The following is a 10,250-nucleotide window of genomic DNA, read 5'->3' as shown; positions in this document are numbered from 1 at the left end:
CCCCGGTTCAAAAGGAGGAAAAAGACATGAAGACTAAACTGTATCTGGCCTATGGCTCAAACTTAAATCTGGCCCAAATGGCCAAACGCTGCCCCACTGCCCGGGTGGTTGACACGCTCACCCTTGACGGCTATCAACTGCTCTTTAAAGGCCCCCACGATGGCGCGGTGGCCACCATCAAACCCCAACAAGGCAGCCGGGTGCCAGTGCTGGTCTGGGAAATCACCCCGGAAGATGAAGCCGCCCTGGACCATTACGAAGGCTGGCCGATTCTATATCGAAAAGAAACCATCACTGTTCGCATCGGCAAACGGCTGACAAAAGCCATGGTTTACATGATGAACGAGAACCGGCCCTTGGGACTACCAAGCTGTTACTACTACAGCGTCATTCTGGAAGGCTACAAAGCCGCCGGGTTTGATGTTGGCATCCTACGGCAGGCGGTCAGTGATTCAACCGAAGCTGCAATTGGATAGTATCGTGTAACAACATATCAATTTTTTAAGCATCTCTTGCGGGGTGCTTTTTTGTTGTCTGTTTTTACAGGCAACAGGGAAAGGAAAAAATGTATCTTGAAATAGGAACCATGGGCACCAATGTGGCCCAATTGCAACGAGATTTAAATTTCTGTGCTTATGCCGCCGGAACGATCGATGGCGACTTTGGGAGTCAAACCCAGGAAGCCGTACTGGCCTTGCAAGCCTATCACGGTTTGGAGCCGGATGGCATTTATGGGGATCAGTCCGATGCCGCCCTAATGGGAGAAATCAGATTGATTCAGGAAGCCCTGACAAAAAATGGCTACCCCCTCGCAATCGATGGCGCTGTCGGATCGGAGACCCTGGCAGCCATCACAGATTTTCAAAAAAGAAATGGGTTAGCTGTTGATGGGATTGTTGGGAATGAAACACTGAAGTCACTGGGTATTGAAATACCATCGGCGGCAAACCAGACCGAAACGACCACACCCATATCTAAACCAACACCGACCACTCCCCCTAATGGCACGGACAATGGCCAGCTGGTGTGCATCAACCCCGGGCATGGCGGCTCCGATCCGGGGGCCTGTGGCAACCTGCAGGAAAAGGATATGAATCTGGTGGTGAGTCTACGACTGGGCCAACTACTTAAGGAACGCGGTTTCAGCGTTGTTTATACCCGAACCGATGATCGCTGGATGGCTTTAAGTGACCGTCCGGCCATTGCCAATGCTAACAATGCCGATATTTTTGTCAGCATCCATCACAATGGATCAGCCAGTCCGGAATCCAGTGGTACCCTGGTCATTTGTTATCCCGGGAGTACCAGTGGCTTAAGACTAGCCCAATTGGCACTTAATGGGATGTGCAATCGTATGGGATTAGCCAACCGGGGGATTATCCAGCGCGATGATTCCGATGTCACTTATTCCAATATGCCAGCGATTATTACAGAAGGTCTGTTTACCACCTCCCCGAGCAACTGTTATTTCTTTAGTAATGGCGGTGCTGAGCTGGAGGCTCAGGGTATTCTGGAAGGAATCCTGGCCTATTTTAACAGTTAAAATCGTTACTACTTCAAAGAAAGGAGTGGTCGGCCATGCGCTATCTGGAAAACTACCAACCAACACCTTTTATACAGAACACTTCTATCTTCGATCAAAACCGTGCCGATCTGGCAGTTTCATTTATCAATTGCCTTAAGCACACCAAAGGCCAATGGCATGGCCAGCCCTTTGAACTGATTGATTGGCAGGAGCAGATTATCCGGGATGTCTTTGGGATTCTAAAACCCAATCAGGCTCGGCAATTTAATACCGCCTATATCGAGATCGCCAAAAAACAAGGCAAGTCTGAACTCGCTGCTGCAGTAGCACTACTCTTAACTTGTGGTGATTACGAGCACGGCGGAGAAATCTACGGTTGCGCTTCGGATCGTCAGCAAGCCTCCATCGTCTTTGATGTGGCCGTGGATATGGTCGATCAATGCCCGGCCCTTAAATCCAGAATCAAACCGATCTTATCCCAGAAGCGACTGGTCTATAAACCACTGGGAAGCTTCTATCAGGTTTTGTCGGCGGAAGCATACACCAAGCATGGTCTTAACGTTCATGGTGTGGTCTTTGACGAATTGCATGCTCAACCCAATCGAAACCTCTATGACGTTATGCTCCATGGCTCCGGGGACGCCAGAAAACAGCCGCTTTATTTTCTGATTACCACCGCTGGGACCGATCGTCATTCGATTTGCTGGGAAGTCCATCAGAAAGCTGAGGATATTCTGGCTGGGAGAAAGATTGATCCCACCTTTTATCCGGTCATCTATGGTGCCGGAGAAAACGAGGATTGGACGGACCCGAAGGTGTGGCAAAAAGCCAATCCTTCCATGGGCATCACCGTTGATATCGAAAAGATCCAGGTTGCCTGTGAGAATGCCAAAGAAAACCCGGCTGAAGAGAATCTCTTTCGGCAGCTGCGGCTCAACCAATGGGTTAAACAATCCGTTCGGTGGATGCCAATGGAAAAGTGGGATCAGTGCGATCAGATGATCGATCCGGACGATTTGCTTGGTCGAGAATGCTATGGCGGCCTGGATCTCTCCAGCTCCATTGACATCACGGCCTTCGTGTTGGTCTTTCCGCCAAAATATGATGATGAGAAATATGTCATCATGCCTTTTTTCTGGATCCCCGAAGAAAACATCGAACAGCGAGTCCGGCGAGATCATGTCCCCTATGACGTTTGGGAAAAACAAAACCATATGCAGACCACCGAAGGAAATGTGGTTCATTATGGCTTTATCGAAAACTTCATCGATGAACTGGGCACCAAGTATAACATCCGAGAAATCGCTTTTGACCGCTGGGGCGCGGTTCAGATGGTGCAAAACCTGGAAGGTTTAGGCTTTACCGTCGTTCCCTTTGGTCAAGGTTTCAAAGATATGTCGCCACCAACCAAAGAGCTGATGAAGCTGACGCTGGAGGAAAAAATCGCTCATGGTGGGCACCCGGTGCTTAGATGGATGATGGACAACATCTTTGTCCGGACGGATCCAGCGGGAAACATTAAACCAGACAAAGAAAAATCCACCGAACGGATTGATGGGGCCGTGGCCACCATTATGGCCCTGGATCGGGCAATCCGTTGCGGTGGGAATATTGGTGGGAGTGTTTATGATGAACGAGGGATTTTGATTTTGTAGTTAGAAAATACAGACATGCGATGCAGCATAAATGACTGTTTTCATTCTGCCTAAAAAAATTCTTTCTGCACATTTTGTGACTAAAATTGTGCAGAAAGAAATGATTAATTTCAACCATTCTGTACTTTTTTACGCTCATTTCTAAGGAGGAACCCATGAGTCGATTAAAAAATCTATTCCATTCACGCGATAAGCCAAAGAATTATCTTGATAACAACCCCTTTAGTTTTTTCTTCGGTGGAACAACCGCTGGAAAAACTGTCAATGAACGAACAGCAATGCAGACGACAGCGGTGTATTCATGTGTGCGAATCCTAGCTGAAACAATCGCCAGTTTGCCGCTTCATACCTTTGAATACACGGATGATGGCAAGCAAAAAGCCATAAAACATCCCTTATACCGACTATTATATCAAGAACCAAACAATGAGATGACTTCATTTGTGTTCCGAGAAACACTGATGAGTCATCTTTTATTATGGGGCAACGCTTATGCCCAGATTATCCGCGATGGAAGGGGACAGGTGTTGGCGCTTTATCCCTTAATGCCAGACAAAATGACGGTCGATCGAGCATCAAATGGAGAGCTTTTCTACAAATATCAGAGTGATAAGGGCGAAGTGGTGATGCGTAGAGAAATGGTTCTGCATATTCCAGGCCTTGGTTTTGATGGATTAATCGGCTATTCACCGATTGCCATGGCTAAAAATGCCATCGGTATGGCCATCGCTACTGAAGAGTATGGATCAGCCTTCTTTGCTAACGGAGCCAATCCCGGAGGGGTCCTTGAACACCCGGGAGTCGTAAAAGACCCCAAACGTGTCCGGGAAAGCTGGAATGCGGTTTATCAAGGAAGCAGCAACGCCCATCGTATTGCCGTAATTGAAGAAGGGATGCGCTTTACTGCCATCGGCATACCACCAGAGCAGGCCCAGTTCTTAGAAACCCGGAAGTTTCAGATCAATGAAATTGCCCGGATTTTTAGAATTCCACCTCATATGATTGGGGATTTGGAGAAGTCTAGCTTTTCCAATATTGAACAACAGTCATTGGAGTTTGTGAAGTACACGCTGGATCCCTGGGTGATACGCTGGGAACAATCAATGCAGAAAGCTCTGCTAAGCGATTCTGAAAAGCAGAAATATTTCATCCGCTTTTCAGTGGATGGGCTTTTACGTGGGGACTATGAATCCCGAATGGCTGGTTATGCCACTGGACGACAAAACGGGTGGCTTTCGGCCAATGATATTAGAGAACTGGAAAACATGAACCGCATCCCTGAAGTACTAGGTGGGGACTTATTTTTGATTAACGGCGCGATGACGAAACTTCAAGATGCTGGCGCATTTGCCAAAAATGGAGACACAGAAAGTGAGGAAACAAATGAAGAAATTTTGGAATTGGATTAAGAATGAAGATGGGACACGTACTCTTTATTTAAATGGCGCAATCGCGGAAGAAAGCTGGTTTGATGACAGCATTACCCCGCAGCAGTTTAAAAACGAGCTGATGTCTGGTCAGGGTGATATTGATATCTGGATTAACAGTCCTGGAGGCGATTGCATTGCTGCCAGTCAGATTTACAACATGCTGATGGATTATAAGGGCAATGTCACCGTCAAGATTGATGGGATCGCTGCCAGTGCAGCATCAGTCATTGCTATGGCAGGCACTATAGTTAAAGTTTCACCTTTAAGTTTGATTATGATCCACAATCCGCTTACTGTAGCCATTGGTGACAGCAGTGAGATGAAAAAAGCCATTCAGATGTTAGATGAGGTGAAGGAAAGTATCATCAATGCTTATGAGTTAAAAACTGGCCAGACCAGAGAGAAGCTCTCCAAGCTCATGGACGGTGAAACCTGGCTCAATGCCAATAAAGCGCTGGAGCTTGGCTTTGCCGATGAAATGTTGTTTGAGAAAAATGAAGATTGTGAAGAAGTTTTGAATTACAGCTTTTCCCGGCAGGCGGTGACCAACTCCCTGCTGGATAAGCTAATCCCTAAGCCCCAAACCCCTGTCGGAATACCGGTCGACGTGTTTGAGACACGATTAAATTTGATTAAATAAATGGAGGAAACCATGAATAAAATTTTAGAATTACGAGAAAAACGAGCCAAAGTCTGGGAAGATGCGAAAAAATTCCTGGATGAAAAAAGAAATCAGGATGGTCTGCTTGCAGCTGTCGACATTGAAGTCTATGAAAAAATGGAAGCGGATGTGGTGGGTCTTGGGAAAGAGATTGATCGCTTAGAGCGTCAGAAGTCCATGGATCTGGAGTTTTCAAAACCGCTCAATACCCCGATTACCGGAAAACCAGAGGGCATGACCGACTCTAAAACTGGTCGAGGCAGCGATGAGTATGCGAAGTCCTTCTGGAACGCCATGCGCAACAAGACCCTAAGCTTTGAAATTACCAATGCTCTGCAAATTGGCAGTGACAGCGAAGGTGGTTATCTGGTTCCCGATGAGTTTGAACGCACCCTGGTGGAAGGTCTGGAAGAAGAAAATATCTTTAGAACTCTGGCCAAGGTCATTACCACCGCTAGCGGGGACAGAAAAATTCCAGTTGTAGCCACTAAAGGATCCGCATCTTGGATTGAAGAAGAAGGGGCAACCCCAGAGAGCGATGATTCCTTTGGACAAGTTTCCATCAGTGCTTATAAGCTGGGAACCCTGCTTAAAGTATCAGAAGAACTCTTAAATGATTCTGTTTTTAATCTGGAAGCCTACATTGCCAGGGAATTTGCCCGTCGAATCGGAGCGAAAGAGGAAGAAGCGTTTTTCATCGGTGATGGTGTTGGTAAACCCACCGGAATCTTCAATACCACTGGAGGCGCTCAGGATGGGATTACCACAGCCAGTGCCACCGCCATTACGGTGGATGAGATCATGGATCTCTATTATTCTCTTAAATCGCCCTATCGAAAAAGCGCCACCTTTATTCTTAACGATGCCACGGTTAAAGCCATCCGAAAACTCAAAGATGGCAATGGGAACTACATCTGGCAACCATCCATTACTGCTGGAACCCCGGATACCATTCTCAATAGTCCGGTTAAAACATCTTCCTATGTTCCAACGATTGCGGCTGGGGCAAAAACGGTTGCTTTTGGAGATTTTAGTTATTACTGGATAGCTGATCGTCAGGGTCGTTCGTTCAAACGACTTAATGAACTCTATGCAACTACTGGTCAGGTGGGTTTTATGGCCACCCAGCGGGTCGATGGCAAGCTGATCTTACCCGAAGCGATCAAGACCCTGAAACAAAAGGCATAGGTGGATCATGAGCTATACGACAAAGAATTATACAAGTGACGGCGGCGATAAAACCGTAATTGGTGGCACTCTCGACATTAAAGAGGGTGCTGTTTTATTGGGCCTACCCCAAGCCGCCAATCAGGCCGATAGTACCGCGACGACCATTGCGGGACTGGTGACGGATTTTAATGCCCTGCTTGCAAAGCTTAAAGCAGCTGGTTTAATGAAAAACGAATAAATGAAATGAGGTGGCAGTGATGCAGACACTCCTGGAAAAAGTCAAAGCCAATTTGATTCTCGAGCATCACCAAGACGATGAGCTCCTACAAAACCTGATATTAACTGCCACCGCATATGCCGAAAGCTATCAGAAAAAAGAAGATGGCTTTTATGCAAAGCATGACATGCACCCCACCACTGAACAGGCGGTAATCATATTATCCTCCCATTTCTATGAAAGTCGGGATGGTAGTACTGGGGGCTTTTTTGCTGATAACGTTCAGGCCAGCAACCAGGTCTGGACAGTGGTTAATCGGCTGCTGGATATGAATAAGGATTTTAAGGTGTAACTATGAGCTATGGAAAAATGAATACCATGATTGATCTGATCACCAATCAACCGGTTAAGGATCCTGAGGGGTTTGTAAGCACCGGTGAGTCCATCATTGCATCAGTGCGAGCCTATAAAGAGGATCGCCATGGCAATGAAAGCTGGAAAAACCGGGCTGTTTTTACGTCGGCTTCAGCACTTTTTCGCTTTCGCAGGATTCACGGCATCACAGTTAAAACCAACATGGTAATCGTCTGTGATACCGGACGCTATAACATCGTTTCAGTTGAGGATGTCAAAAACAGAGGGATGTATATCGAAGTACTCTGTGAAAGGATGGACACCAATGGCTAAAATTACGATCAAAATGCCGGACGATTTTCTGCTTAAGATCTCACAACTGGCTGAAAAGTCCGATGAAATCATCCCCAAAGTTTTAGAAGCCGGTGGCGAAGTCGTACTCGAAAAAGTCAAAAGTAATCTCAGTGCGGTGATTGGCAGCGAGACGAAACTCAAGAGTCGCTCAACCGGTGAGCTCGAAGCAGCCCTGGGAGTGTCTCCAGTGAAACAAGACAGTGTTGGTAATTACAATCTTAAGATTGGTTTTTCTGAACCCCGATCTGGTGGCGAAAGCAATGCCAAGATTGGCAATATTCTGGAATATGGCAAAAGCGGCCAACTGCCGAAACCGTTTCTAAAACCAGCAAAAGCAAAGTCCCGGAAATCCTGTATCGAAGCGATGAAAAACAAACTGGAAAGCGAGATTGATAGCCTATGAACAGTTTAATTGAACTCAATCAGATCATTAGCGGACTCAATGTTTTGGTGGAAACTGGGAAATTTTCTGAAGAACCATCATACGAGTATATGGTGGTGACCCCGCTGACAGATACCTTTGCACTCTATGGCGACGATCTGCCTCTGCGTACAGTTGAGGAAGTGCGGATTTCGATCTTTTGTAAGAACAACTACATTGCTTTAAAAAATCGACTCACAACAGCTTTAATTAAAGCCGGATTTGTCATCACCGATCGGCGCTATGTCGGTCATGAGGATGACACCGGCTATTATCATTATGCCATCGATGTGGCAAAAGACTATGATATGGAGGAAAACTAATGGCACAAATTGGACTTAAATATCTCATCTGTTCAAAACTGACAGAAACAGAAACCGAAGCCACCTATACCGGTGGAAAAATCATGGCCTACGCCATCAAGGCCGATATGAGTATCGAAGTGAATGAAGGGGTGCTGCGGGGCGATGATCGGATCATTGAAAATGTCAAAGAGTTTAAGTCTGGCAAGCTTACCCTTAATGGGGATCATCTGGACTATGAAACTCGAGCCTTGATTCTTGGGCATACCCTGACGACTATTGATCCTGGGACCAATAAGAAAATGACTGCTAAAGGATCGGATGATGGTGCTTTTGTGGGAGTCGGCTTTTATGCCACTAGCATTAAAAACAATATCCGAGGCTTCAGGGCGATCTGGCTCACCAAGGTAAAATTCGGCGTTCCATCCGAAAGCATGGAAACCCGGGGTGAAGCCATCAACTTCCAGACCCCGACCATTGAAGGCACCATTCTGACTAATGTACTGGATGTCTGGAAAGAAGAAGCCACCTTCCCAACCGAAGCTGAAGCCAAGACCTGGCTAAATACAATGGCCAGTATTGGAGGAACACCATGATGATGGATCAGGATCGAACCGCTGTCGTTACAATCGGTGGTGTGGAATATCCGCTGATTTTTACCACCAAAGCCACCAAGGAAATCGCCAAACGTTATGGAGGACTGGCAAGTCTTGGTGAAACCCTAATGAAGAATGAAAACTTTGAAATGGCTCTAGATGAGGTGACCTGGCTGATCGCCCTGCTGGCCAATCAAAGCATTCTGATTCATAATCTTCAAAATGGAGATAAGAAACCGCTACTCACCGAAGAAGCCGTCGAGCTGTTAACCACCCCCATGGAGCTGGCGGATTATAAAAACGCCATCACCGATGCCATGGTCAATGGCACCAAGCGTCATGTCGAAAGCGAAGATGATACTTCTGAGGGTGAACCCTTAAAAAACGTGAAAGTCGAGTAGATGATGCCGCATTGTTTACTCGACTTTTATATTATGGCACCGTCCATTTAAACCGAACTGAGGATCAGGTCTGGCTGATGCCATTGGGTCAGCTACTTGATCTTTGGACTTGTCATAAACAGTTTTTAGGCATGGAGAAACCAAAACGGGAATGGACGATTGATGATATTATTCCATAAGAAAACTTCATAAAATTCATAAGAATATTTAGAAATCGAAACACCAACTTATCATTCGTATGGTGGTTTTTTCATGCCCAAAAATAGGAGGTGATGCAGAGTGGCAGATAATTTCGGCTTGAAAATCGGGGTCGAAGGTGAGAAGGAATTTAAGAACGTCCTCCGGGATATCAATCAATCCTTCAAAGTACTGGGCAGTGAAATGAAACTGATCGAGTCCCAGTTTGACCGACAGGATAAAAGCATCGAAGCGGTCACCGCCCGAAACCAGCTGTTGAACAAGGAGATGGATGTTCAGAAGGATAAAATCAAAGTCCTGGAAAAAGCTCTGGACAATGCAGCCACCTCCTTTGGCGAGAATGATCGGCGCACCCAGAACTGGGCAATCCAACTGAATAATGCCAAGGCGCATCTCAATGGTTTGGAGCATGAAATCAGACAAAATGAAAAAGCGCTTTCTGAAATCGGGGATGAGTTTGATGATGCCGAAAATCAGGCCGAGCAGTTTGGTAAGTCGCTCAATGATACTGTGAGTAAAGCAGAAAGTTCGGGCGGTAAATTTAGTGCTTTAGGAGCGACGCTTAAAGGTATCGGTATCGCCATGGGTACCGCCTTTGTCGCGGTTGGTGCCGCAGCCGTTTCATCGGCTAAGTCACTCACGGATATGACTGTGGGAGCCGCTGCCTATGCCGATGAAATTCTGACGACGTCTACCATTGCAGGGGTTTCGGCTGAAAGCCTGCAAGCTTATAAATATGCGGCTGAATTAGTGGATGTTTCCATGGAAACGCTCACCGGCTCCATGGCCAAACAGATCCGGTCGATGTCCTCAGCTCGAGATGGTTCAGCCGATATGATCGAAGCCTATAGCCGTTTAGGGGTGGCTGTCTCCAATGCCGATGGCTCCCTCAGAAATGGTGAAGACGTCTATTGGGAGACCATCGACGCTCTTGGCAAAATGGAAGAAGGCGCTGAGCGGGATGCC

General features: G+C 46.6%; 14 protein-coding genes and 1 pseudogene. All 15 read left to right on the top strand.

Features of this window, described 5'->3' with window-relative positions:
* Positions 1-26: 26 nt before the first annotated feature.
* Positions 27-476, top strand: a complete 450-nt coding sequence (locus QZ998_RS08145; protein WP_296559574.1) for a gamma-glutamylcyclotransferase family protein — start codon at positions 27-29, stop codon at positions 474-476.
* Positions 477-565: 89 nt separating this feature from the next.
* A complete protein-coding gene (locus tag QZ998_RS08140; RefSeq protein ID WP_296559573.1) occupies positions 566-1,543 on the top strand; it encodes an N-acetylmuramoyl-L-alanine amidase in 978 nt (325 codons plus the stop codon).
* A 35-nt stretch (positions 1,544-1,578) separates the two neighbouring features.
* Entirely contained in the window at positions 1,579-3,180 is a 1,602-nt protein-coding gene (locus QZ998_RS08135; RefSeq protein ID WP_296559572.1) for a terminase TerL endonuclease subunit, read from the top strand.
* Between the two features lie 155 nt (positions 3,181-3,335).
* The gene (locus QZ998_RS08130) at positions 3,336-4,589 is read left to right on the top strand and encodes a phage portal protein (RefSeq protein ID WP_296559571.1); all 1,254 of its coding nucleotides are present in this window, start codon (positions 3,336-3,338) and stop codon (positions 4,587-4,589) included.
* A complete protein-coding gene (locus QZ998_RS08125; RefSeq protein ID WP_296559570.1) occupies positions 4,564-5,250 on the top strand; it encodes a head maturation protease, ClpP-related in 687 nt (228 codons plus the stop codon). Before QZ998_RS08130 ends, QZ998_RS08125 begins: the two co-directional genes overlap by 26 nt.
* A gap of 12 nt (positions 5,251-5,262) precedes the next feature.
* A complete protein-coding gene (locus QZ998_RS08120; RefSeq protein WP_296559569.1) occupies positions 5,263-6,459 on the top strand; it encodes a phage major capsid protein in 1,197 nt (398 codons plus the stop codon).
* A gap of 7 nt (positions 6,460-6,466) precedes the next feature.
* The gene (locus QZ998_RS08115) at positions 6,467-6,679 is read left to right on the top strand and encodes a head fiber protein (protein ID WP_296559567.1); all 213 of its coding nucleotides are present in this window, start codon (positions 6,467-6,469) and stop codon (positions 6,677-6,679) included.
* Positions 6,680-6,698: 19 nt separating this feature from the next.
* Positions 6,699-7,010, top strand: a complete 312-nt coding sequence (locus QZ998_RS08110) for a head-tail connector protein (RefSeq protein ID WP_296559565.1) — start codon at positions 6,699-6,701, stop codon at positions 7,008-7,010.
* A 2-nt stretch (positions 7,011-7,012) separates the two neighbouring features.
* Entirely contained in the window at positions 7,013-7,345 is a 333-nt protein-coding gene (locus QZ998_RS08105) for a head-tail adaptor protein (RefSeq protein ID WP_296559564.1), read from the top strand.
* Positions 7,338-7,769: an HK97 gp10 family phage protein gene (locus QZ998_RS08100; RefSeq protein WP_296559563.1), complete on the top strand. Its 432-nt coding sequence runs from the start codon at positions 7,338-7,340 to the stop codon at positions 7,767-7,769. Before QZ998_RS08105 ends, QZ998_RS08100 begins: the two co-directional genes overlap by 8 nt.
* Positions 7,766-8,110, top strand: a complete 345-nt coding sequence (locus tag QZ998_RS08095) for a hypothetical protein (protein ID WP_296559562.1) — start codon at positions 7,766-7,768, stop codon at positions 8,108-8,110. Before QZ998_RS08100 ends, QZ998_RS08095 begins: the two co-directional genes overlap by 4 nt.
* Entirely contained in the window at positions 8,110-8,685 is a 576-nt protein-coding gene (locus tag QZ998_RS08090; protein ID WP_296559560.1) for a major tail protein, read from the top strand. Before QZ998_RS08095 ends, QZ998_RS08090 begins: the two co-directional genes overlap by 1 nt.
* Positions 8,685-9,086: a hypothetical protein gene (locus QZ998_RS08085; RefSeq protein WP_296559575.1), complete on the top strand. Its 402-nt coding sequence runs from the start codon at positions 8,685-8,687 to the stop codon at positions 9,084-9,086. Before QZ998_RS08090 ends, QZ998_RS08085 begins: the two co-directional genes overlap by 1 nt.
* A gap of 11 nt (positions 9,087-9,097) precedes the next feature.
* The gene (locus tag QZ998_RS08080) at positions 9,098-9,265 is read left to right on the top strand and encodes a hypothetical protein (protein ID WP_296559558.1); all 168 of its coding nucleotides are present in this window, start codon (positions 9,098-9,100) and stop codon (positions 9,263-9,265) included.
* A 100-nt stretch (positions 9,266-9,365) separates the two neighbouring features.
* Positions 9,366-10,250: pseudogene (locus tag QZ998_RS08075) on the top strand (phage tail protein); the annotation flags it as partial.

It is taken from the genome of uncultured Acetobacterium sp. (assembly GCF_927416815.1).
Classification (GTDB): domain Bacteria; phylum Bacillota; class Clostridia; order Eubacteriales; family Eubacteriaceae; genus Acetobacterium.
The sequence above is the reverse complement of the archived record's forward strand: the minus strand, read 5'-3'. Positions and strand labels throughout refer to the sequence as shown.